Source organism: Halorhabdus sp. CUG00001 (assembly GCF_009797925.1).
In the GTDB taxonomy this organism is placed as follows: Archaea; Halobacteriota; Halobacteria; order Halobacteriales; family Haloarculaceae; genus Halorhabdus.
Map to the genome: position 1 here is coordinate 860,024 of NZ_VOLB01000001.1, position 22,045 is coordinate 882,068.

21 protein-coding genes and 1 tRNA gene are annotated in these 22,045 nt (G+C 61.8%); 9 read left to right on the plus strand and 13 right to left on the minus strand.

All coding sequences use genetic code 11. From position 1 onward, the window contains the following. Nucleotides 1–13: 13 nt before the first annotated feature. Nucleotides 14–1,363, minus strand: a complete 1,350-nt coding sequence (locus tag FR699_RS04290; protein WP_158854308.1) for an FAD-dependent oxidoreductase — start codon at nt 1,361–1,363, stop codon at nt 14–16. Nucleotides 1,364–1,487: 124 nt separating this feature from the next. Between FR699_RS04290 and FR699_RS04295 the strand changes: the two genes are divergently transcribed. Both FR699_RS04295 and FR699_RS04300 read left to right on the plus strand, forming a co-directional pair. Further along, on the plus strand, nt 1,488–1,700 hold the full coding sequence (locus tag FR699_RS04295) for a hypothetical protein (RefSeq protein WP_158854310.1): 213 nt from the start codon (nt 1,488–1,490) through the stop codon (nt 1,698–1,700). 74 nt (nt 1,701–1,774) lie between these two features. Beyond that, a complete protein-coding gene (locus tag FR699_RS04300; protein WP_158854312.1) occupies nt 1,775–2,755 on the plus strand; it encodes an oxidoreductase in 981 nt (326 codons plus the stop codon). A gap of 31 nt (nt 2,756–2,786) precedes the next feature. Here the strand turns inward: FR699_RS04300 and FR699_RS04305 are convergent, their stop codons facing one another. From FR699_RS04305 to FR699_RS04320, 4 genes are all read right to left on the minus strand, one after another. After that, nucleotides 2,787–4,004 carry a radical SAM protein gene (locus tag FR699_RS04305; protein ID WP_199268284.1) on the minus strand — a complete coding sequence of 406 codons (1,218 nt, stop codon included), beginning with the start codon at nt 4,002–4,004 and terminating at the stop codon, nt 2,787–2,789. An 80-nt stretch (nt 4,005–4,084) separates the two neighbouring features. Continuing rightward, on the minus strand, nt 4,085–5,125 hold the full coding sequence (locus tag FR699_RS04310; protein WP_233263416.1) for an ABC transporter permease: 1,041 nt from the start codon (nt 5,123–5,125) through the stop codon (nt 4,085–4,087). A 64-nt stretch (nt 5,126–5,189) separates the two neighbouring features. After that, entirely contained in the window at nt 5,190–7,040 is a 1,851-nt protein-coding gene (locus FR699_RS04315) for a PrsW family glutamic-type intramembrane protease (protein ID WP_158854315.1), read from the minus strand. A gap of 2 nt (nt 7,041–7,042) precedes the next feature. Further along, nucleotides 7,043–7,963, minus strand: coding sequence for an ABC transporter ATP-binding protein (locus tag FR699_RS04320; RefSeq protein WP_158854317.1), 921 nt, complete (start codon nt 7,961–7,963; stop codon nt 7,043–7,045). A 99-nt stretch (nt 7,964–8,062) separates the two neighbouring features. On the opposite strand from FR699_RS04320, the gene FR699_RS04325 reads away from it, so the two are divergent. Both FR699_RS04325 and FR699_RS04330 read left to right on the plus strand, forming a co-directional pair. Next, complete coding sequence (locus FR699_RS04325) at nt 8,063–8,776, plus strand: SDR family oxidoreductase (protein WP_154551604.1); 714 nt, start codon at nt 8,063–8,065, stop codon at nt 8,774–8,776. A gap of 168 nt (nt 8,777–8,944) precedes the next feature. Further along, a complete protein-coding gene (locus tag FR699_RS04330; RefSeq protein WP_154551603.1) occupies nt 8,945–10,327 on the plus strand; it encodes a sodium-dependent transporter in 1,383 nt (460 codons plus the stop codon). A 60-nt stretch (nt 10,328–10,387) separates the two neighbouring features. On the opposite strand, the gene FR699_RS04335 is transcribed toward FR699_RS04330, so the two are convergent. The 4 genes from FR699_RS04335 to FR699_RS04350 all read right to left on the minus strand — a co-directional run bounded on the left by FR699_RS04335 (nt 10,388) and on the right by FR699_RS04350 (nt 13,895). Next, nucleotides 10,388–11,014, minus strand: a complete 627-nt coding sequence (locus FR699_RS04335; RefSeq protein ID WP_370454829.1) for a uracil-DNA glycosylase family protein — start codon at nt 11,012–11,014, stop codon at nt 10,388–10,390. A gap of 106 nt (nt 11,015–11,120) precedes the next feature. Further along, on the minus strand, nt 11,121–12,122 hold the full coding sequence (locus FR699_RS04340; RefSeq protein ID WP_158854319.1) for a DUF5784 family protein: 1,002 nt from the start codon (nt 12,120–12,122) through the stop codon (nt 11,121–11,123). 49 nt (nt 12,123–12,171) lie between these two features. Further along, on the minus strand, nt 12,172–12,999 hold the full coding sequence (locus tag FR699_RS04345) for an inositol monophosphatase family protein (RefSeq protein WP_154551600.1): 828 nt from the start codon (nt 12,997–12,999) through the stop codon (nt 12,172–12,174). Nucleotides 13,000–13,109: 110 nt separating this feature from the next. Beyond that, nucleotides 13,110–13,895 (minus strand): TSUP family transporter, encoded by a 786-nt coding sequence (locus FR699_RS04350; RefSeq protein WP_158854321.1) that lies wholly within the window; start codon nt 13,893–13,895, stop codon nt 13,110–13,112. Nucleotides 13,896–14,448: 553 nt separating this feature from the next. On the opposite strand from FR699_RS04350, the gene epsC reads away from it, so the two are divergent. The 3 genes from epsC (at nt 14,449) to FR699_RS04365 (ending at nt 17,751) form a co-directional block, all read left to right on the plus strand. Further along, nucleotides 14,449–15,324 (plus strand): serine O-acetyltransferase EpsC, encoded by an 876-nt coding sequence (epsC, locus tag FR699_RS04355; RefSeq protein WP_158854323.1) that lies wholly within the window; start codon nt 14,449–14,451, stop codon nt 15,322–15,324. 340 nt (nt 15,325–15,664) lie between these two features. Continuing rightward, nucleotides 15,665–16,492 (plus strand): alpha/beta fold hydrolase, encoded by an 828-nt coding sequence (locus tag FR699_RS04360; protein WP_199268285.1) that lies wholly within the window; start codon nt 15,665–15,667, stop codon nt 16,490–16,492. 191 nt (nt 16,493–16,683) lie between these two features. After that, nucleotides 16,684–17,751, plus strand: a complete 1,068-nt coding sequence (locus FR699_RS04365; protein ID WP_158854325.1) for a CNNM domain-containing protein — start codon at nt 16,684–16,686, stop codon at nt 17,749–17,751. Between the two features lie 614 nt (nt 17,752–18,365). Here FR699_RS04365 and FR699_RS04370 read toward each other — a convergent pair. From FR699_RS04370 to FR699_RS13290, 4 genes are all read right to left on the minus strand, one after another. Then, entirely contained in the window at nt 18,366–18,707 is a 342-nt protein-coding gene (locus FR699_RS04370; protein ID WP_158854327.1) for a hypothetical protein, read from the minus strand. Further along, nucleotides 18,704–19,027 (minus strand): helix-turn-helix domain-containing protein, encoded by a 324-nt coding sequence (locus FR699_RS04375; RefSeq protein WP_158854329.1) that lies wholly within the window; start codon nt 19,025–19,027, stop codon nt 18,704–18,706. The genes FR699_RS04370 and FR699_RS04375 overlap by 4 nt, the downstream gene beginning before the upstream one ends. Nucleotides 19,028–19,483: 456 nt before the next feature. After that, nucleotides 19,484–19,556 (minus strand) — tRNA-Arg (locus tag FR699_RS04380). Between the two features lie 51 nt (nt 19,557–19,607). Next, nucleotides 19,608–20,186 (minus strand): 2Fe-2S iron-sulfur cluster-binding protein, encoded by a 579-nt coding sequence (locus tag FR699_RS13290; RefSeq protein WP_158854331.1) that lies wholly within the window; start codon nt 20,184–20,186, stop codon nt 19,608–19,610. 308 nt (nt 20,187–20,494) lie between these two features. On the opposite strand from FR699_RS13290, the gene FR699_RS04390 reads away from it, so the two are divergent. Together FR699_RS04390 and FR699_RS04395 are read left to right on the plus strand one after the other, a co-directional pair. Beyond that, nucleotides 20,495–21,658, plus strand: a complete 1,164-nt coding sequence (locus tag FR699_RS04390) for a thiolase domain-containing protein (RefSeq protein WP_158854333.1) — start codon at nt 20,495–20,497, stop codon at nt 21,656–21,658. Beyond that, the gene (locus FR699_RS04395) at nt 21,655–22,038 is read left to right on the plus strand and encodes a Zn-ribbon domain-containing OB-fold protein (RefSeq protein ID WP_158854335.1); all 384 of its coding nucleotides are present in this window, start codon (nt 21,655–21,657) and stop codon (nt 22,036–22,038) included. The genes FR699_RS04390 and FR699_RS04395 overlap by 4 nt, the downstream gene beginning before the upstream one ends. Nucleotides 22,039–22,045 lie beyond the last annotated feature (7 nt).

The window sequence follows — 22,045 nt, forward strand, 5'->3', positions numbered from 1 at the left end:
CCACGCCTGACGCTCACTGCGATGGGTCAGACGCACGTGGGAAGTTGTCGATCGTCGCCGCTCTGAAGGCCGCGTCGTCGAACTCGATGTCGAGCCACTCGGTCAGTTGCTCGGCGTCGCACATTGCATTCTGCAGACACGTCGAGGCACCGGGGGAGGGCGTGATATTGAACAGAATTCCATCGCCCGTGATTTTGGCCTCGCCCATGTCTAGAGACTTGGCGTCGGTGTCGACGATCTGTGGGCGGACGCCGCCGTAGCCTTTCGCGCGCTCGATGTCTTCTGGCTGGATCGTCGGGACGACTTTCCGGACGTGGGGCAGGAAGGCCCGTTTGCCGACCACTGGTAAGTCGTAGACGAGATTTTCGAGGACGTATGGCAACAGCACCCGGTCGGCGAGGATGTTCCCGTAGCTCAGGACCGACGCCGGTGAGAGTTTGAACACGTCGAAAAAGTCCCGGACCGTCGAGAGTCGTCCGCGCTCTAAGGCCGGGACGACCTTCGCAGTTGGGCCAAATCTCGTAAGCCCCTGATCGTGAACCTCGGCGTCCCCGTGGACCGCAGCGAAGGGGAGTTTGGCCATCTGGAGCGTGTACACTTTCCCGTTGAGCATGCCGTCTTCGGCGACGAAGAAACTCCCCGCGACCGGGAGCAGCGACATATCCTGGCCGTAGCCCATCGATTTGGCGATCTGGAGGCTATGAGAACCAGCGGCGACGACCGTTGCCTCGCTCTCGTACCACCCGCGTTCGGTCTCCAGAAGGAATTCCTCACCAGTCTCGTGGATTTGTTCGACTTCCGTCCCGGTGAAGACGTCGACGCCATCCTCGCCCTCGACACGACGAACGAAGTCCGTCGCGAGTTCGCCGTAGTCGACCGTGTAGCCGTCTGGCGTCTGCAGGGCGAGCATCTCGGTGTCGAGATCACGGCCCTCGACGACGTTCGGTTCGATCTCGGCGATCTCCTCGCGGTCGATCGCCTCGAGCTTCGGGAACAGCTCACCGAATCCGTTTTCGTGATACCGCCGCTGAAGACGGTCGACTTCTGCCTCACCGACAGCCAGCGCCATCTTCGAGCGCTTGGCGTGCATGTCGCCGTCGGGATCGTTGGCCGCCAGATAGCCGGCGACCATCTCCGCGCCCGCCTTGACTTCCGTGGCCTTCTCGAGGGAGTAGTTGGTCTCGATGTCTCCGAAGTGCAGCGTCTGGGAGTTGTTCGTGTGGTGGGAGTTGATCGCGGCTATCGTCGGCTCTTTCTCGAAGAGGGCGACTGACTCGACGTCGGTGAATGTCGCGACCGTATAGAGGAGTGCAGCCCCGCTGATGCCCCCTCCCACGATCACGAGATCGTACTCGCCGTCCATGCCCCGCTGGAGGTGAGTGACACACTTGAGTCGCCGGTCACCGGAACGGAATGCCTCAAGACGCCAGTGGGAGCGAACGCATCACGACAGACCCTTGAATACCACTCCCGTAGATCCCGTTTCGATGCCCGAATATCCGATCGTCGTCCGCGAGATCGGTGGCCAGAACCGTCTCGGTGTCGAGGAGGCCGAGGACCTCGCGGCCGACGTCCGTGAAGTCGTCACCGAGGGGTACAACCGGATCCACGTCGACGAATACGACGACGGCGACCAGATTGGGACCGTCATCGCGAGTGACGATCGAGAGACGATCGAGGACGTCCGCTGGGACACCTGACTGAACGACTGCTGTCTGCCGTGTCCACGCCAGGAGGGCGGAGCTTTATGCGCCACAATCCCGTTTGAGAAGTAATGCGTTCAGATTCCTGGGACCATACCGCGATGGGCGATCACTCCGGACGGACAGCCCTCGTCACGGGAGCCAACAGCGGGATCGGCTTCGAGGTGACGAAAGCTCTCGCCGCCAACGATGTCCACGTCATCATGGCCTGCCGGGATCTGGAACGGGCTCGGTCGGCCCGTGAACAGATACACAATTCGGTAGACGAAGCCACACTTTCGATCGAGGAACTGGACCTCGCCGACCTCGCCGGCGTCCGCGCGTTCGCCGAGACGGTCCGAGCAGACTACACGGAGCTTCACGCCCTCTGTAACAACGCTGGCGTGATGGCACTCCCGCGGAGGGAAACCATCGACGGCTTCGAGATGCAGTTCGGCGTCAATCACCTCGGCCACTTCGTACTCACTGGCCTGCTGCTGGACAAACTCGAGGAAACACCCGGTGAAAGTCGGATCGTCACCCAGAGTAGCGGCCTGCACGAACGCGGAGAGATCGATTTCGACGATCTCCACGGCGAGGAGTCTTACGACCGCTACGACGCCTACGCCCAGTCGAAACTCGCGAACGTGCTGTTTGCCTACGAACTCGACCGTCGGCTGCAGGCGACCGACGCCGATATCACGAGCGTAGCCTGTCACCCGGGATATGCGGCGACCAACCTCCAGCGACGCGGGCCTGAACAATCCGGGTCGCGAGTCCGCCTCTGGCTGATGAAAGTCGCCAACGCCGTGTTTGCCCAATCGGCAGCCACGGGTGCATTGCCGATGGTGCGGGCCGCAACCGATCCGGATGTGACTGGCGGGGAATACGTCGGCCCTGGCGGCTTGCTGAACATGCGCGGATCGCCCGAGATTCAGCGCTCCAGTGATCGCTCGTACGACCCACCACTCGCCAGGGAATTGTGGGACCGCTCGGTCGCGCTGACCGGCGTCTCTTATGACTTGCCGGATCCACGTGCCGAAACTGCATCGGCAGCTGAAACCGACGCATAATCGGTGCCTCCTGCGGGCGCTGTCGCGGTATTCAGGTGGCGTCTGCTGACTGTTCCACCCAGGGGCAGAGCGGATCACTCGCCAGCGGATTGTCCGTCACAGCGAACGCCCGCGATCGTGAGCCGCCACAGACGTCGAGGTACTCACAGGAGCTACAGGAGCCGACGAACTGCCCAGTGTCTCGAAGTCGCTGAAATAGATCGCTATTCTGGTAGATATCGACCAGGCCCCGCTCGGTGACGTTCCCGCCGCTCTTTGGCAGAAAGCCAGACGGGTAGACCTCGCCCTCGTAGCTGACGAACACGAAGCCCTTCCCGGCGCGGGTCGAGCCGACGCGGACTCCCTCCCCGGATTCCCGTCGTTCGAGTTCGTCGGCGACCCGGCGATAGTGCGGGGCCTCGACGGTAATGACGCGATACGGTGCTTCGCGCTGGCGGCGGTAGAGCCACTCCATGACCTCAACAGTCCGGTCGGCATCGAGTTGTTGCAGGTCTTCACCACGGCCGATCGGCACGAGGAAGAACACTTCCCACATGGACGCCTCGAAAGATGCGACCATGTCGGCGATTTCGGGGAGATCGTCGACAGTATCGGCGGTGACGGTCGTGTTGATCTGGATTTCCATACCGGCCGCGCGGGCCTGGCGGGCTGCTTGCTCGACGCGGGCGAACGACCCATCTTCGCCACGGAAGTCGTTGTGAGCGGCCGGCGTTGCGCCATCGAGGGAGAGCGCGATCCGCTTGACGCCCGCCTCGGCCAATCGTTCGATCACGTCCGCCGTGAGATTCGCGGTCGGCGCGGGCGTTACGGCCGTCGTGATTCCCTGTGCTTTGGCGTCTTCGAGGAGATCGAACAGATCCGGCCGTTCCAGTGGGTCGCCACCGGAAAAGACGAGAATCGGCCGGGGACGGCCAAAGTCCGCAATGGAGTCGATGAAGTCGCGGCCTTCGGCTGTCGACAATTCGGCGGGATCACGCTCGGGTTGGGCTTCCGCCCGGCAGTGATCACACTCCAGTTCGCAGGCCTGCGTGACCTCCCAGGTGACGATCAATGGCTGTTCGTCGTAGTTCCTGCGACCCGGATGTCCGCCGGGATGGGCACTGTCTTGCCCGCCGGGGTGGCCGCCAGCGCCTTGCTGGTCGCTCGTGCCGGGGTGGCCGTCTCCGATCGGATCAGTGTCAGCGTGTTCGGACGACCTGGTGGTACGGTGCGGTGAGTGTCCCTCGCTGTGTGGGTGGTCCGCGGGCATCTATGTCGGCGAACCTGGGGCCGTCAGGGGGATAAATTGCCGGACGATTCCCGCCTACCGACACTACCAGCCCAGGGCCCTCAGTACCGTTCGGGATCCAACGTCCCGACGTATCGCCGCATCCCCGCGTACAGCAAGATAGCACTGAGAGTGAGTGCGAGGACAGTCGCCGTCGTTGTCGCCGTCTCACTCCCGACGGCGAGTTTCGCGACGACCGTCGTGGGATGCTCGGGGAGCAGCGCCAGGCCGGCGAACCCGATCAAGACGAGAATCGAGTACAGCAGCTGGGCCTGCCGCCGTCGAGCCGTGACGAGCCCGAGCACGACCCCCACGACGACCACGAGGACGGCGGCTGCCCCGACGAGAGTGACGAGCCACGGGACGTTCCGGACGGTAATGCCGTTTGCCCCCAGCAGGACGATCCAGAGAATCGCCTGCAACGGGGCCAGTATGGCCATCCCGAGGGCCTTGCCGTCGACGATATCCGTCAGTGAGACGGGCGCGACGCGCAACAGCTCCAGGGTCCCGCGTTCGATCTCCTCGGTGATGGCGTCGACGGCGATCGAGCCGCTGATGAACGGCGGCAAAAAGAGGAGGAGCGGTACCAACACGGTGTAGGTGAACCCGAAGTACGGACTGGCCGAGGTTTCTTGGGGTAGTGGGAGGGGCGGCCGATCCAGCCACTCGGCGCGCTCGATGCGTTCGGTCCGTTCGAGCGTTTCGAGAATCGTCCGAATCTGGACGACAGCCAGCGTCGATTCAATGCTTCCTTCGGGGACCGTTGCAGTCACGGCGATCGTCCCATTTTCGAGGCGGCCATCGAGCACGGCGTCGACGCGGCGGTCCTGAAAGCCGACCATCGCAGTGGCTGGGCTGTCGAACCGAACCGTCTCGACCCCATCGATGTCACTGGCAGCCTGCTGTAGCTCCGTCGCTGCATCGCCCGAAACACCAACTTCGAGGCCGCCTGCTTCGACCGAGCCTGGATCGTACAGTGAGGTGAGCCCGACCACCAGGAACGACGAGAACGCCGCGATGAACAGTTGAATGAGCAGTGCCAACACGATCGTCTTCTCGCGGGACAGCGACACGACGTCACGCTTTGCGATCGCCAGCCGGATGCTCCCGGTGTCTGACTCGCTCGCTGTCTGGTCGGTGGCTGACGAACGCTGCGGTCGTGGCGGCTCACCCGACAACGAAACTCACCACCGTTAGATTGTACGCGAGATGGATACCGATTGCGACCGTCAGCCCGACGACGTAGCCACGCCGACTCCGGGCCGCACCGATCGCAGACGCTGTGGCCGTCACCGCGTGCAGCGCAAGTGGTGCCAACAAGAGCGCGATTGCCACGGCCGCCGAGACGGCCGGTCCCGCACCGCCAGTGAGGAACGCCGCCTGCTCGACGTCGGGAATGTCCCCACCGAGCAACTGCACGACCAGCGATACTTTCTCGGCCAGGAAAAAGCCGAGCCCGGACAGTGACCCGACGATCACGGCATTCCGGATCGTCCGGACGTACTTCCGGTGGACGAACCCGGCGTAAATGTGGATGCTTTTGGCGAGTTCCTCGACGACTGCGACCACGATCAAGATTGCCGGCAGGGCAAACGACTGGGGGACGGCAAACAGCATCGCGACCGCGACCAGTTCCGTGACGAACACGAACGGGAGGAGAAGCACACTCAACTTCGCCGCGCTCGACCGGCGCTTGATCCGGCCAGAGAGGGCATCGAGGGCTTTCAGTGGGATCGGCCGCTGGGTGAACATGTCTTCCTCGCGGTAGAGTCCGGCACCGAGGCCGAAGGTGACGATCGCCGTCAGCATCGCCGGCAGCGTCGAGAAGCCAAACTCGACGAGACTGATGGCCTGGCCCTGCAAGTCCCGGACGACGATCGTCAGCGGCGAGATGAGCGCGATCGGGGTCACGTCCGTGAAGATCGCCGGCACGAACGCGAAACTGGTCAACGCGACGGTAATCGTCACAGTCACGAACGTGAGTTCCTTGAACGAACGGGCGAACATCGCTCCGAGGAAGGTCGCCCCGAGGAACAACAGGACCAGCGGCGTCACTGCGAGCAGTGAGATCCAGCCGGTGGCTCCAGAAGCCCCGACGGTCAGCAGGCCGGCGGTAATCAGCCCCTCGAAGAACATTGCCCCCAGGAAGTACGGCAACGTCTTACCGACGATGATGTCGCCCCGAGTGACCGGCGAAACGAGCATGAGCTCCCCCCGGCGGTTGATCCGTTCGCTGAGGATCGTACTCCCGTAGGCCTGGATGACGAAGTTCAGCGGAAGGACGAACACGAATGCCAACACGAGCGAGCCAAACGGGAACGGCGGGGCGATATCGGAGGGCGCTCCAGAGGTCCCCCCGCCACCGAGTCCGCTCGTCAAGCCGCCGAGGCCGCCCAGCGAGCCGCCACCGCCACTGTCGCCCCCTCCACTCTCGGTGCCGCCCGTCGTGCCATCGGTCGTCTCTGAGCCACCACTGCCCCCGGCGCTCCCGTCAGTCCCGCCGCCACCGGTGGTGCCGTCACTGCCTCCAGTGCCGTCGGTCCCCTCGGTAGGGCTCTGGGTGGTCGTCAGCGAGCGTTCGACGTAGCGCAACGTCACCGACACTGGCGATGCTGCAGTCTGATTGGACTGATCGCCCATCAGTTGATCGTTGAACCGCTGGACGGAGCTGCGAAGTTCTGCCAGGGCGGCCCGGCCCTTCGCGGAGTCAGCCCAGTCGACGACTCGCGGCCCATCGATGAGGATGTCGACGCGGCCCTCTTCGACGGCATCGGGACTCGCTGGGTGGACGGCAAACGTCGCGTCGTCTGTGAGCACCTCGTGGTACGGGCTCGATTCGTCGACGCCGGCCCGGTAGATGCCGGCGTCGAGTGCGACTCCCTGGGTGGCGATCAACGGGGCAAGCACACCCAGTACGACCAGCGCACCGACGGTGATCGCCGCTGTCCGCCGATCGATCCCGCCGGCGTTTTTGGTCACCTCCCACCGGGCGATCCGGAGGAACTTCCGCACGTCCACGGTTAGGCCTCCGGTTCGGCGCTCTGGTCGTCTGGTGTCGCGGTTGCTGACTCGGCCCGGTCCGGGTTGGCGACGTTCAGGAACACCTCTTCGAGGCTGGACTCTTCGGTCCTGATATCGATGACGTCACCGTCACGGTCGGCAGCGGCCTCACGGGTTTGCTCGACGGCCTGCATCGAGGTGACGCTGCGTTTGTAGCTGCCGTTTTCCCGAACGCTTCCGGGCACTTCGACGGACGTGTAGACGTGATAGGTCGTCTCGCCGTGTTCCTCGCGAAGTTTCGAGAGCGGTCCGCGAGCGACAATCTCGCCTTCGTTCATGATCGCAACGCGGTCACAGATACTCTGGACGTGATAGAGATTGTGCGCGCTAAAGACGATGGTCTTGCCCTCTTCGGCGAGTTCGGTCGTGAAGTCGATGATGAAATTCGTCGTCAACGGATCCAGCCCACTCGCCGGTTCGTCGTAGACGAGCACGTCGGGGTCGTTGATGAGCGACCGGGCAATGGCGACCTTGCGTTTCATCCCCTTCGACATGTCACCGAGTTGTCTGTCACGGTGGTCCAAATCGAGCCGGTCGAGCGTCTCGTGCATTCGACGGGTCGCCACATTTTCGGGGACGTCGTAGAGATCGGCGAAAAAAGAGAGATACGAGACGGGGGTCATCTCCTCGTAAAGCGGGGATTCTTCGGGGAGAAAGCCCAGCTGGCGTTTCATGTCGGCGTCGTCGGTGTCTAGGCCCGCCACCTGAACAGTACCATCGGTCGGTTCGATGAGGCCCGCCAGCATCTTCAGCGTCGTCGTCTTGCCCGCGCCGTTTGGGCCGATGATGCCGAAGACCTCACCGCGCTCGACGGAGAACGTGCTTCCCTCCACGGCCGCAAAGTCACCGTATTCCTTGCGCAGGTCTCGGACCTCGATCATTCGCCTACAGGTAGCAGGTCCAAGCCCCTATACTTTGGCTCTCCGGCGGTCCGGACTGGTCGGCGTAGCTTTATCTTGTGTGCGTGTGATTATCATCCAATGGGAGTCGAATACGACTTTCGCGATCGAGTCGTTTTGGTCACGGGTGCGGGCGGCGCACTCGGGAGTGCCACCGCCGAGGCGTTCCTCGATGCCGGGGCGACGGTCGCCGCGGCAGACGTCATCGCCCCGGACGACGATGCCCACATGCTCGCCAGTGATTCGACGCGGCTCTCGACGCACGTGGTCGACTTCACCGACGAGCGGGCCGTCGAGTCGGCAATCGAGACGGTGGTCGAAACGCACGGTCGATTAGACGCCCTCGTCGCCGTCGCTGGTACCTGGCGCGGTGGCGATCCCGTCGAAGGGACCGACATCGGGACCTTCGAGTTGCTGTTCGACGTCAACGTCCGGACAGCCTTTCTCGCGACGAAACACGCCCTGCCACACCTCCAAGACAGCGAAGGCTCGATCGTCACTGTGGCCTCGCGCTCGTCGCTCGAAGGCGGGAAAGGCGATGCCCTCTATCGCGCTTCGAAAGCCGCCGTGCGGTTGCTAACCGAGTCGATCGCCGCCGAGAACGAGGGCGTCGTTCGGGCGAACGCGATCATGCCGGGCGTAATCGACACGCCAGCCAATCGAGAATCGATGCCTGATGCTGACTTCGAGGCGTGGACCGATCCCAGTGAGATCGCCGAGGTGATCCAATTCCTGGCTAGCGACGCCGCCACCCCGACCACCGGAGGGGCCATCCCGGTGTCCGGTGACTCCTGAGTGGCAGTCGTGGGAGAGGAGACAAGCACCAACGGCCGTCCGAGATTCAATTTTGAACGGTTGTGTATCTGTCCCCATACGTCCTCGAAAATCGTCACACTATTCCCCTGACAAATCCCGGCAAATATCGACGTTTTAATTTACGGGGCTGGGAAAGGCTCCCAGTGTATGAGTACGAGTGGTGCAGAACGTGAAACGTGGTCGACACGAATCGGATTCATCCTGGCGGCAGTGGGGAGTGCCGTCGGGCTTGGCAACATCTGGCGGTTCCCCTTCCAGGTCGGTCAGGAGGGTGGGGCGGCGTTCCTCGTCATGTACCTGGCGTTCGTCCTCTTGATCGGCTTCCCGGCGATGATGGTCGAGTTCGTCGTCGGCCGGAAGACGGGGCTGAACACGGTCGGTGCAATCCGCGAATTCGCCGGGGGTGCATGGAAGTATCTCGGCGGCCTGTTCGTCTTCATCGGATTCGTCATCATGTCCTATTACAGTGTCGTTGGTGGATGGGTCATGCGATACATCCTCGGGAGCGCGAGCGGGGGCTACACGGGTGACGTGGCAGAGGGCGCACCATCGATGGCAGCCCAATACTTCGGCGAAATCTCCGTTGGATGGGACGCGTTGTTGTTCCACGGGCTGTTCATGCTACTGGTCGTCGGGATCGTCGCGCTGGGCGTCCAGCGAGGGATCGAACTGGGTGTGAAGATCATGGTGCCGGCCATCATCGTGATCTTCGCGGCGCTTGCCGTCTACGCGTTCACGCTGTCGGGTGCGGCCGAAGCCTACAGCTACTACCTGTCGCCGGATCTGGGATACTTGCTGGCTAACTGGCAGAGTATCGTGCCTGCGGCTGCTGGCCAGGCATTCTTCACACTCTCGCTTGGGATGGGCGTGATGATCACGTATGCGTCGTATCTGTCCGAAGACGAGAACCTCGGTGTCGACGGGGCGAGCATCGTCGTGTTCAATACGGGCATTTCGATCCTGACCGGCCTCATCGTCTTCCCGATCCTGTTCTCGGCAGACGTCAGCCCAGCTGATCCGGGGGCGGGGGCCATCTTCGTCAGCGTCGCCAAAGCCCTCGGGAGCATTCCCCTGGGAACAGTCGTCGGCGTGCTGTTTTTCGGCACCGTCGCGATGGCGGCCCTATCCTCGGCGATCAGCCTCATCGAGGTTGTCGTCTCCTATGCGATCGACGAATTCGGCTTCGATCGATTCACTGCAACGGCGATCATCGGCGGGTTGATATTCCTGCTCGGTGCGCCAGTCACGATCGACACCGTCATGGTCGATCTCTATGACATCCTCGCGGCGAAGATCCTGCTGTTGACGGGCGGGATTTTACTCGTCACCCTCGTCGTCTGGGTGCATGCAGACGAAGCGCTCGGCGAGCTGAGCAAAGGCATCGGTCGGTTCGGCGCGATCGGGTCGGTCTGGCTGTGGACTGTCCGCGTGCCGGTCTTGATCGTGCTGATCGTCTCGTTGATCCTCGGCATCCAGGAGTACGCGACTTTCCTGACGGGAGACTTCGCCGAGTTCTTGGGAGAGTTCTAAGGGTACAAGCGATCGGCTACGGTCGGTTGGCGGTCTTTTCGGCGCGCATCCAGACATCGGCTACCGAACGAAATAAGGATCGTCACCGCCGACCAGCCGGCCCAGATCAGCCTCACGGCGATAATCGCGCTCCTGAAGCTCGATCAGTGCCTCACTGAGTTGCTGCCCGTCGTCGTCGGTCCACGTCGCCGGTTCGGCGACGGGATAGACGAGCCACCCACTACCGAGGACCTCGGTGGCGTGCAATGCCTGCATGTCGATCTCGTCGGTCGATCTGGTCGTCATGTTCTCGAACACCCACTGGGTCGCACGCTCGCCGACCGGGAGGAGGACGTGGGCGGTGATAGCCCTGATCTCAGCCTCGGCGAACGTGGCATATCGGTCGTACTCGGCCTCGGTTGGCGTCCGATCCGGGACACACAGGTGCAGATACGAGAAATACGTCCGGTCGACCGTCGGCGGCGTCCCAGTTTTGTCCAGCAACCCAGCTCGCACCAGCGCCCGCTGGAAGGCCTTGGCATCGTCAGTTTCGGTGAACGGCACGCCCGAGGTGACGCCGCCGTGGACGCCAGGATGATCACCGATGACGTGAAAGTCCGCTTCGACGTCACCGAAGCCGGGAACGAACCGATCACAATCGGGCTCGACGCCGAACGGATTCGATTGTTCGTCAGCGACGTAGGTCACGCCGGACCATCGGCCCGTCGAAAGCATCAACGTCTCGATTCCGGCTCAGTTCCGGGACGGCAAAGCTACGCTAGTTGTCCGACCTCGGACAGGACTCACCTCCAGATTAGGCGTCTGTGACGGACGACGGGAGATCGATCGGGACCGACCCGATCGGATAGGCGGCTGTCTCCTCGCCGGGACAGACACGGAAGACGACCGCCGGACGGTGGCCGACGTCAGGTCGGTCCGCACGGAGCGCCTGCCACTCTCCATCGTCGAAGGACGAACAATCGACGAACAGCGTGACACCACCACCGTGGCGCTGCAACTGGCCGGACGTCTTTGTCTGGACGGTCTCACGGATCGACTTCACAGCCGATCCCGCGCTGCGATCGCTGGGCGCGAGTGGACGCGTCACTTCGACCAGCTGCCCGGTTCCGTCACGGTCGGCCCGAAAGTCGATCGCGTGGCCCGTCGTCACGTCGATCTCGGGAGTGACGTCGTACCCCGCGTCGAGCAGCAGTTTCGCGACGGTGAACTCGCTCATCGCCGCGCTCATGCGCGTCAGATCGAGTTGTTTGGCCGTCCCGAGTTTCGCTGCCATCACGTACCGGTCGTCGAACGGATCGGTCGCGAGGAACTCTTCGTAATAAGAGAGGCCTGCCTCCCGCGAGGAATGGGGAAAGCCCGCGGCGTGTTCATAGAAGAACTCCCGGGTGGTATGTCGCCCATCTTTCGAGAGCAGGACCGGCAGGAAAAACGTCGAGATGTGCGGGTACGCTTCCAGCCACGGAGCTTCCTCGTGGAGATGAGCGAGGAGTTCCCGCTCGGCCCACTCGGCGATCGGGTCGGCCACTTCGGTGAAGGTGTACTTCTCGGTGTCCCAGAGGGCTCTGGGAGTCTCCGTGTTACCCATCCAGTACCCACGGTTGTCGTCCCAGACGAACAGCGCGACGTCGCCGTTGTCCATATCGAATCGGCGCGCGTCGTAGCCCTCCGGCTGGCGGTACCACGGCGTGTCCATCGTCGCGCCGATATTTGCATCGAGCGCGGCATAGAGGTCCGAACGTACACGGCCGCCAGTCCAGCGTTCGTCCGAACGCCGGAATCGAAGGGGCGTCGCCACATCGGGATGTCGACCGGTGGGGAGTTACGTGTTTCGCGTCGGCTGAGGGTTATCGCCCGCGACCAGTCGTGTGTTCGACCAATCCTTCGAGTGCCGACTGAATGTGGCCGTTGGAAGCAATCACCTGTGCGTCCATCGGTGTCGTCTCCCGTCGGTTGACGGTCCCGCCGGCTTCGTCGACGAGCAATTCCCCGGCGGCGAAGTCCCAGACGTTACTCGATCCCACGACGTAGCCATCGGCGTTGCCAGTCGCAACCTGACAGAGGTTCAACGCTGTACTCGCCGTGCGTCGAAGTTTCACTCCGCGTTCGAGCAGTGGGACGACGACCGCCAGATCCCGGGCTCGCCGGGCGGCACTCCGTTCGCTGAGCCGCGCCTGGACGAGTGCGCCATCGAGCGTGTCGTGATCGCTGACGTGGATCGGTTCCCCAGCAAGGTCCTGGGTGGTGCTACAGTACGCGCCCTCACCCACAACGGCGTAGAACGTTTCTCCGAGTGCCGTCTCAGGTGAGTGGACGACACCGACTGTGGGATCGCCATCGACGTGCAACGCGATCGAGACACAGTAGTAGGGAAAGCCAGTCGCGAAGTTGGCCGTCCCGTCGATCGGATCGACGATCCACTCGCGACCGTCGCCGGTCGCATTGGGCTGGTCGTCCTCCTCACCGACGATTCGGTCGTCCGGAAACCGATCGCGAATCGTCTCGACGATCGCGGCCTGGCAGTTCCGATCGACGTCGGTCACGAGGTCGTTTCCGCTTTCTTTGGCAACAGTCGCCTCGGCCGCCCGAAAATCAGTCCCGACCCGATCGTCGATGATCGAACCCGCTTTGAGCGCACTCTCGTGGGCGGTCGTTAGCTCCGATGGGGCGTCCATACTTGCCGATTGACAGCGAATCGGGTTATCACTGGCGCTCGATAGCCGCTGACGGACCACTGAACGCGAGTCCCAAACAGTCGAAGACGGTGTCGCGTTGGCGCGGGCGCTCACGCGATCCCGAGCCCACCACTCACGAGCCGGAGACCGATCACGGTCAGTAAACTGCGGACGATGAACCCTCGTCCGCGCTCGCCGACGACCGCGCGCAGTCGCTTTCCGACGGCGACGCCGACGACAGCCGGGCCAACCGCCACGAACGAGGCCACGGCGACTCCGAGGCTCGGATAGAGTCCAAGTAGGCCGGCTGCGCCGATCCGGACGCCGTTGAGTCCCAGAAAGACCATCGCCACGACCCCGACGAACAGCCCGTGAGAGAGGTTGCAACTCCGGAGATACGCCACTAGCTGGACGCCGACGTTCGTGCCGCCAAAGAGGAGTCCCGAGACGGCACCCACACCGAGCATGCCGGGTGTCGATTCGACGACACAGCCCTCCGTGGCGCCGTCGAGTCCGGGAACGGGGACCGTCTGCTGTGCGCTGGCGACGAAGGCAAGCGAAATCACGCCCAGACCGACTTTCAGCGGAGCCTGGGGGACGCGATCGAGGACGACCAATCCGACCAGTGTCCCGATCAGCGCGGCGCCAATCAGTGGCCAGAATCGACGCCCACAGGTTCGCACGTCCTCGACAGAGAGGTCCCCCAGCAACGAGAGGTTCACGCCCAGGATCGGCGCGATCATGAACACGACGGCTGTCGTCGGATCGATGGCCGTCGCCAGCGCCATCGTCCCGACGAGGGCGAAGCCGAAGCCAGCCAGGCCGTTCACTGCGCCAGCGACGACGATGACAACCGCCATGACCCCGATCAGTTCAGGCGTGAACGCCGAAAGCATGTGTCGTGTTACGATAGCCCGCCGCTAAACAGTATGGTCACTTGCAGGGTGACACGAAGATGACAAGGCTGGTCGCCTGGCGATCGAGTGTCACTACTCGCAGGTGTGACAGTGCCTCCCGTATGTTCGAAGGTGTCCCGCCCGACTTTATCATGAGCTAGCATTATCCGTCGTGGCCGCAAAGACACTCGAGATGAGTGATGACTTCGCAGTGAGCGAGCCGGAACTGACTCGTAATGAGTTGCTCGTCTTCGAAGACCCATGGTTCTCCGCGGAGAGTGTGGCGGAACTGGAATGCAGCGGGCAGCTCAACGAGTGGGTCACAGACGGAAACTCCCGGAAGCGGAGTCCTCCCAGACCAACGTCCACCGGATCGAGATGGGCAAGCGGTTCCACTCCTCGACGAAAATCGACCGCGATCCGGGTTTCATCGACGACCTGTTCGCGCTCGGGAACCAGCGGTGTGAAACGTTTCTCCAGAACCGTCAATCAGACTGTCGTCTATCGGCCGACAGCGCAACGAATTTTGTTCGGCTCTAATTAGACCTACCCAATGAAATACGAGTACACCGGTGACGTCCACAGAGAACTCGTCGACTCGTATCGAACGGACGAATCGCCGTTTCCAACGGATTCCTCACGGACGTATCCACCCCGTGAGTTTCTGCGTGAGGAACCCCCGCTTCTCAAACAGCTTTTGTTCCCCAGATGCTGGAACGCGACCGAGTTGCTGGACGATCCCGAGAAGACCCACACTCGCCTGACTGCACTCGGTCGCTGCATGCAGAAAGGTATCTCGGCCTATTCGGACCACGACGCGGATACCGTGGCCGCGATCGTCGACAGAACGCTCGAGGAGTTGCCGGCAATTCGACGCGCCCTCAAAAAAGACGTCGAAGCCGCCTACAAGGGCGATCCAGCAGCAAAGAGCTACTGCGAGATCATCCGATCGTACCCCGGGTTTCACGCTGTACTGACCCACCGCGTGGCTCATTTCCTCTACGAAGAAGATATTTTCGCCTACGCCCGGGAACTGGCTGAGTACGCGAGAACCGAGACAGGGATCGATATCCACCCTGGGGCCGAGATTGGCGAGTACATTTTCATCGATCACGGATCGGGCGTCGTCATCGGCGAGACCGCGACGGTCGGTAACTGGGTCCGAATCTACCAGAACGTCACGCTAGGCACGCTCCACTTCGAAGAAGAGGAAGAAGGCGAGGGCCACATGCTCGCGAAAGACTACGATCGCCACCCCAATATTGGCGACCACGTCGTTATCGGCGCCGGAAGCAACGTACTCGGAACGGTCGAGGTTGGCGATCACGTGAGCATCGGTGCGAACTCCTGGGTGACTGAGGACGTCCCCGACAACACGAGCGTGTTTATCGCCAACCATCCAAAGCAAAAGCGGAAATCGAATCGGTAGCCAGCGACACTTTGGGCTCCGTTGGGAACGACAGCGGGCGGGGTCTGTGCAAGCGAGGCCGGGAGTGATACCGATGTCGCGTCGCCCGAGAAGCGTCTCAATACGCGACGGGGAGTCGACTCTCCGTACGTGTGGCAGTCTCCAGCCCCTCCGAGAAGTCAGTCGGGGATTCCTGTGACTTCCTCGTCACGAACTGGCCCCTGCGCATCCAGCACGTCGGGGTCGGGCGGGGAGTACGAACTATTGAGTGGGGTGATCGACCACATAGAGACATGCCTTCACTCGATGGCAGGTGTCCGAGCCGAACCAGTTAATTACCCTGTTAACAGTAGCGTCTAGTGTGTCTTCTCCCACGATGTCTGTCGACGGGCTGAAGACGATCGAGTGTCGGCTTCCCGACGGACGGACACTAGCCTACACGGTCGCCGGCGAGGCGGCTGGCCCGACTGTCGTCGCCAATCACGGCATCCCGGGTTCGCGACTGTTCGCTCGGTTGCTCGACGGCCCTGCCAGCAATGCCGGGGTTCGGCTACTCGTTCCTGACAGACCGGGATACGGCCGCTCGGACGCACCCCCGGGAGACCGAGGACTGATGGACTGGCGAGGCGACTACGAGGCGCTGCTTGCTCACGAGTCAGTGGAAGCCGCGACAGTCTTGGGGTTTTCCGGCGGTGGGCCCTTCGCACTCGCCGCCGCGACTAGCGACCGGACGGACCGGATCGCACTCGTCAGCGCGACGATCCCTGGGGGCGGCGATGTGCTCACAACGCTGGCTCGCGTGCCGTTCGTGCTCCGTGCGTTCTTCCGACTCGGGGCCTGGCGAGCCCGCTGGTCTGGTCCCGAGGCCGTCGCCAACCAACTCACCGACCGTGACCTGTCGCCCGAAACTGTCGAGACAGTCGCAGCCGACTACCACGAAGCACTCCAACAGGGTGCCCATGCTCCGGTCCGGGAACTGCGATCGGCGGCGACGACACAGCCGTTCGACCTGCCCGACACCGCCCTCCGTGTCTGGCACGGAACGGCCGACGAGAACGCGCCACTCGACCCGGTTCGCAATCTCGTGACCGAAGTCGGCGGCGAGTGCACGTCAGTTGATGCCGACCACCTCGGAACGCTACTCGAATGCCGGCCCGACGCCATCGCGTGGCTCTCTCAGGAGTCGTAAGTGGGACTGGCAGACAGCATTGGCTCCATCAGGTGGGTCTGAGTCGGTCACGCAATCACTAACAGAAGATCAGTACACGATAGCACCTGCACGAGAGAGAACGCGCGTTTCTTGCAGTCTGGTCCGGTCAAAGTGACGTATTTGTTCTCATTTATACACTGTTTTGTGTCTGGGATTGATGTAGCCAGACAATGGAGCCGCTTGAGATCGGGTTGCGGATACTCGGTGGTATCATCCTCATCGGGGTGAACGCGTATTTCGTCGCAATCGAATTCGCGCTGACCCGAGTTAGACAGTATCCCGAATCGGAGTTCGATACGCCTGGGCTCGAACTCGCTTGGGAGATGACCAACGACCTGGAATTTTATTTGACGACGTGCCAGGTCTGGATCTCTGGGACCAGTATCGCACTGGGGATCATCGCTGAACCCGGACTAGCAGCCCTGTTCGAACCGCTGTTCGAGAACACGACCCTCGCATCGATCGGGGCCGGTTCACTCCTCGGGTTTCTCCTTATCAATCTGATCCATCTCACCCACGGCGAACAGACTCCGACGTATCTCGGCGTCGAACGCTCTAAACAGGTAGCCCAGTACGGCGCACGGCCACTGTACTGGTTCTCCAAGATACTCGCTCCGGCCATCTGGGTCGGTGATTCGGTTGCAAAAGCCACACTCGGTCTGTTCGGTGTCAAGATGACCCAGTCGTGGACCGAAACCGGCGAGGAAGTTATCGAAACCCGTGGGGACCTCCGAAACAAGCTTGGATCGGTGCTCAACGAGGGTGAGCTGGCCGAGGAGCGCAGTGAGGAGGTTATGAACGCTCTTGCCATCGGCGAGCAATCGGTGGGAGAGATCATGATTCCGCCCGCGGAGATCGTGGCGCTGTCTACTGAGGACGATCCTGAATCGAACTTCCGGAAACTCGAAACCCAGCCACACACGCGGTATCCACTGATCGGTGAGGATCTCACCGAGTTCCATGGCATCGTCTACAGCCCGGCTCTGTTCAACCGCCGTGAGGAACTGTCTGCTGACAACGGTGCGTTTACTGAATTGGCAGCACCGACGATGACACTCTCACCGGATACCGACGTCAGTGATGCGATTGATCAGTTCCAGACAGAACGACAAGAGATGGCGCTCGTTATCGAAGACGGTGAGGTGGTTGGACTGATAACTGTCACCGACCTACTGGAAACGATTATCGGCGATATCGAGGACCCACTTGACCAGGACAATCCCGATATACTCGATTAGAGAGAACATGCGCGGTCAGGTGCCGAATTTCGTTGCAGCGTCGGACCGATAGCTTCGAGTGACTTGCACGGGACTCTTGCTGCGATCTCTCACCCAGGTGGTGAACTGAACCCCTGTATACAGCATGGACCTTCTGACAGGCCGCGACTGGATCGAACCGCACCTCTCTGCGGACTGCAATCACACCCCATCAATCAGCGATTGATTTTCTGGAAGCCGACCAGTTTGGCTGTACGCGAATTGCCGTACCAGTCACTCGCCTGCTCGCCCATCGAACGAAAGCATCCGGCGCTCTGTTGGTTCGGAAATAACCCCGATGCTGTCGGGCGATTATGACCGCAAAAATCTGCGACGGGCGCAAAGGGATGCTGATGTACGGCGAGCGTTGCGAGCCGTTTCGCTCGACCGAGCGATAGCGAGGGCGAGGTGTTTTTGGCCCAGCTTTTTGCGAGGGGGGGTTCCCACAGCGAGCCGCAGGCTCGCGAGGAAACCCTCCGAAGTAAAAAGGTGGACGGGCGCGAAGGGCTCTCGTTCGGCTGTCGAACGGATCGTCCTTTAGCGCATGAGACGATTGAATTCGAGGGTTTGAAAATCACAATGGCCGAACTGATCTATCAGTCCAGCGCACCAAGGTGAGTAGCTGCTTCACGCGCAATCTGCTCAACGGTGTCCACTGCTAGTTGGCCTTCTATCTCGTGAATATCGGCGTGTTTGATCGTAACGAGGACCCATGGATTGACGTAACTCTCACGGGGAAGCCCGCCATTCGTGAAGTCCGTCTCGGCGAGTGGAACCGCTGCCGAGCGTCGTGTCGTCGTGACGACCGCATAGACGGCTTCTTCGTCCCGAAACGGCGGCGTTTCTGTACTCAGACAGACGTAGGGTCGATACTCGTGGGGACCCAGGAGGTCCGGTCCTTTCACGACCGTCCCACGAGCATACTGACGCTCCGTCATTCCTCGGCCTCACGATAATAGTCGTCTGTCGTTGAGGCGGAGCTTGCAGCCTGCTGTGCAGCGTACGAGGCCAAGCGTTCATCGTCTCCAATCGCCCAGTAGCGTCCCTGATGTCGGACGAGTCCGCGGTCTTCGAGACGGGACAGGACGACCCCGACGCTTCCCCGGGGGATGTCAGTCGCTTCGTGTATTTCGGTCTGTGTGAACGCTTGCTCGTCGTTGATTGCTAAGAAGGTGAGAACGGTGTGTGGCTGTGTTCCCTCCTGAATATCGAGAGTGTCTTCAGGATCGTTCTCGAATCGATCGATGTTGATCGGCATATGTAATAGATAGTTATAACACGTAATAAATAGTTCGGTGGGGCGGTCTTTTCAACCTCTGTATGCAGCACGGGCCTTCTGACAGGTAATGAATGGTCTGAACGGCGACCTCTCTTCGGACTGCAGTCAACGGCCATCAATCAGCGATTGATTTTCTGGATGGGGACCAGTTTGGCTGTACGCGAATGCCCGTGACAACCCCTCGGCCGTTCGCTCATCGAACGAAAGCATACCAAGGGTCACAGCCGAAGAACCCCTCGAAGTCGTGCGATTAGAACCGCAAAAATCCGCTACGGGCGCGAAGGGATTTGAACCCGATGGCGAGACTCACTCGCGGTTCCACCGCTCGCTTCCGAGGGCGTCGCTTCGCTCCGCCCTCGCTTCGTTCGTCTCGCGTGATTCAAATCCCTTCGATGGCACATTTGCTGCTCGCGGATTGCTCGCAGCAAAATGTTACGGGCGCGAAGGGATTTGAACCCCTGACCTCTTGGTCCGGAACCAAGTACTCTGTCCACTGAGCTACGCGCCCTCTCGTGGTTGTTTTCCAGGGACGAATAAAACGGTTGTGAACCGCACTGGGTCAGGGCGTCTCGCTCGTTTCGATCGTCAGATCGCTCGTCGGATAGGACGTACAGGTGAGGCAGTAGCCTTTCTCCAATTCGTCATCGCTGAGGGTGTCGTTGTTGGAGTGGCGAATGGACTCCGCGGCATTTCCGTCTTTGACTTGGCCGCCACACGAGAGACACTGGCCCTGCCGACAGGAATATGGTAAGTCCCAACCTTGTTCCTCGCCAGCTTCCAGAATGGTCTCGTTGTTGGCGACCTCGATCGTTTCGCCCTCTTTGGCGAACTCGACTTCGTAATACTCGACGTCGTCCTCGGCAATGGCGTCGGGATCGAACCCAGCTGCTTCGGCTTCGGCCTCGCCTTCAGCGAGTTCAGCGTCCCCTCCTTCCGCAGGGAGTGTGGCGCCACCGCCACCGATTGCGCGGTTCATCGGTTCCGGAAAGTCAGTCTCCGGGACCGTTGTAGCCCGGCGTTGCAGTACCTCAGTGGAGATATCCTCAGTGGGCTCCCAGTCGGTCCCGCTGACGTAATGCAACAGGACGGCAACGGCCGCGAACCCGGCGCCCAGCGCGACGCCCAGTGTTTGAACCATGTTGTCGGCGGGTACGGAACAAAGGTTTAATTAGCTGTTGCTTGTGCCAATCAGCCCCGGAAGGTGTCGTATCCGAATCCATCAGTTGTACTATCGTCTACCGAGAGTTCGACGATAGACGAATTTCTATTGGCGGCTCGATAGGGCAGTCTCGGCGCCGTCAATCTACAAGCTGGCGATTCGGGGTCGACGAATCGAGGATCGAAACGGCCGTCGATCACGCTGTCGACGCCGGGATTTTCGACACGCGTCGGACTCAAAATATATCAACGAGTGGAACGACGGATCTGACGGAGGATTACGCACATATGTCAACACCGATAGCTGGGGTAGGGATGACGAAGTTTGGCGAAATGCCCGACCGAACGGGCCGGGATCTATTCGCCGAGGCAGGTGAGACCGCGATCGGAGACGCCGCGATCGATCGCGAGGAGATCGATGCCCTCTACGTGGGCAATTTCATGGGCGAACTCTCCGAGCGCCAGGGTCACATGGGACCACTCATGGCCAAGATGCTCGGATTGGACGTGCCTGCAACACGCGTCGAAAGCGCGTGTGCCTCGGGCGGAATGGCCGTCAGGCAGGGACTGCAGGCCATTCGGGCCGGGTCGGCCGATGTCGTCCTCGTCGGCGGCGTCGAACGCATGCACAACATGGGCACGACCGGCGCGACCGGTGGCCTCTCTGTCGCCGCCGACGACCTCTGGGAGATCAAACACGGGATCACCTTCCCAGGGGCCTATGCCCTGATGGCAAAACGATACTTCGCTGCCCACGGCGGCGACCGTGAGGACCTCGCCGAGGTCGCGGTCAAGAATCACGCCAACGCCGCGAACAACCCGCTGGCGCAGTACCAGTCCGAGATCAGCGTCGAGAAAGTCCTGGACGCGTTCCCGGTTGCCGACCCGCTGGGACTGTTCGACGCCAGTCCGATCACGGACGGCGCGGCCGCCGCAGTGCTCGTCAGCGAGGAGTACGCTGCCGAGCACGATCTGGATGCCGCCGTCGCGGTCGCCGGGACGGGCCAGGGCACCGACGATCTCGCCTTACAGCACCGTGACTCCCTGACCTGGACGCCCGCGACGGCCGACGCTGCCAAAGAGGCCTACACCGACGCCGGCATCGAGGCCGAGGATGTCGACTTCTTGGAGGTCCACGACTGCTTCACGATCGCCGAAGTCCTTGCTCTGGAGGGGCTGGGCCTCTACGAACCGGGCGAGGCGATCACCGCCGCCCGCGAAGGTGAAACAACTGCCGACGGCGAATTGCCCGTCAACCTCTCGGGTGGCCTGAAAGCGAAGGGACACCCAGTCGGTGCGACGGGTGTCGCCCAGATCACCGAAATGACGAAACTCTTCCGCGGCGATCACGTCAACAGCGATGCCGTCGAGGATGCCGAGATCGGTCTCACGCACAACGCCGGTGGGACAGTTGCCTCTGCTGTTGTTCACGTCCTGGAGGTGGCACAATGAGCGATGACGTTCGTGACGATGGCTACGACGAGTTCATGGACGCCCTCGAAGATGGCGAGCCGTACTACGTCGAGTGTGCTCAAGGACATGCCTCCCTCCCGCCGCGGCGTCTCTGTCCCGAATGTGCCAGCGACGAGTTGGGCGAGGCACCGCTACCGGAAACGGGCGAACTGCTGACCTACAACGTCACGCACGTCCCGACGCCTGCTTTCGAAGACGACGTACCCTTCGTGCTTGGAATCGCCGAGTTCGGCGACGTGCGCTTGACCGGGCAGGTCCGGGCCGACAGTGAAGACGTCGAAGTCGGTGACACTGTCTCGATCGGCACCGACATCAGTGAGACCAACGACGAGCGCTACATCGCCTTCGACCTCGCGTAACGGCTTC

What these genes read in the sequence shown, in the direction of transcription:
- FR699_RS04350 (WP_158854321.1), bottom strand. Translation starts at nt 13,895, where the DNA reads ATGCTTTCGGCGTTCACGCCTGAACTGATCGGGGTCATGGCGGTTGTC.
- FR699_RS04300 (WP_158854312.1), top strand. Translation starts at nt 1,775, where the DNA reads ATGCGTTCAGATTCCTGGGACCATACCGCGATGGGCGATCACTCCGGA.
- FR699_RS04395 (WP_158854335.1), top strand. Translation starts at nt 21,655, where the DNA reads ATGAGCGATGACGTTCGTGACGATGGCTACGACGAGTTCATGGACGCC.
- FR699_RS04290 (WP_158854308.1), bottom strand. Translation starts at nt 1,363, where the DNA reads ATGGACGGCGAGTACGATCTCGTGATCGTGGGAGGGGGCATCAGCGGG.
- FR699_RS04325 (WP_154551604.1), top strand. Translation starts at nt 8,063, where the DNA reads ATGGGAGTCGAATACGACTTTCGCGATCGAGTCGTTTTGGTCACGGGT.
- FR699_RS04305 (WP_199268284.1), bottom strand. Translation starts at nt 4,004, where the DNA reads ATGCCCGCGGACCACCCACACAGCGAGGGACACTCACCGCACCGTACC.
- epsC (WP_158854323.1), top strand. Translation starts at nt 14,449, where the DNA reads ATGAAATACGAGTACACCGGTGACGTCCACAGAGAACTCGTCGACTCG.
- FR699_RS04330 (WP_154551603.1), top strand. Translation starts at nt 8,945, where the DNA reads ATGAGTACGAGTGGTGCAGAACGTGAAACGTGGTCGACACGAATCGGA.
- FR699_RS04390 (WP_158854333.1), top strand. Translation starts at nt 20,495, where the DNA reads ATGTCAACACCGATAGCTGGGGTAGGGATGACGAAGTTTGGCGAAATG.
- FR699_RS04365 (WP_158854325.1), top strand. Translation starts at nt 16,684, where the DNA reads ATGGAGCCGCTTGAGATCGGGTTGCGGATACTCGGTGGTATCATCCTC.
- FR699_RS04375 (WP_158854329.1), bottom strand. Translation starts at nt 19,027, where the DNA reads ATGCCGATCAACATCGATCGATTCGAGAACGATCCTGAAGACACTCTC.
- FR699_RS04320 (WP_158854317.1), bottom strand. Translation starts at nt 7,963, where the DNA reads ATGATCGAGGTCCGAGACCTGCGCAAGGAATACGGTGACTTTGCGGCC.
- FR699_RS04345 (WP_154551600.1), bottom strand. Translation starts at nt 12,999, where the DNA reads ATGGACGCCCCATCGGAGCTAACGACCGCCCACGAGAGTGCGCTCAAA.
- FR699_RS04295 (WP_158854310.1), top strand. Translation starts at nt 1,488, where the DNA reads ATGCCCGAATATCCGATCGTCGTCCGCGAGATCGGTGGCCAGAACCGT.
- FR699_RS13290 (WP_158854331.1), bottom strand. Translation starts at nt 20,186, where the DNA reads ATGGTTCAAACACTGGGCGTCGCGCTGGGCGCCGGGTTCGCGGCCGTT.
- FR699_RS04370 (WP_158854327.1), bottom strand. Translation starts at nt 18,707, where the DNA reads ATGACGGAGCGTCAGTATGCTCGTGGGACGGTCGTGAAAGGACCGGAC.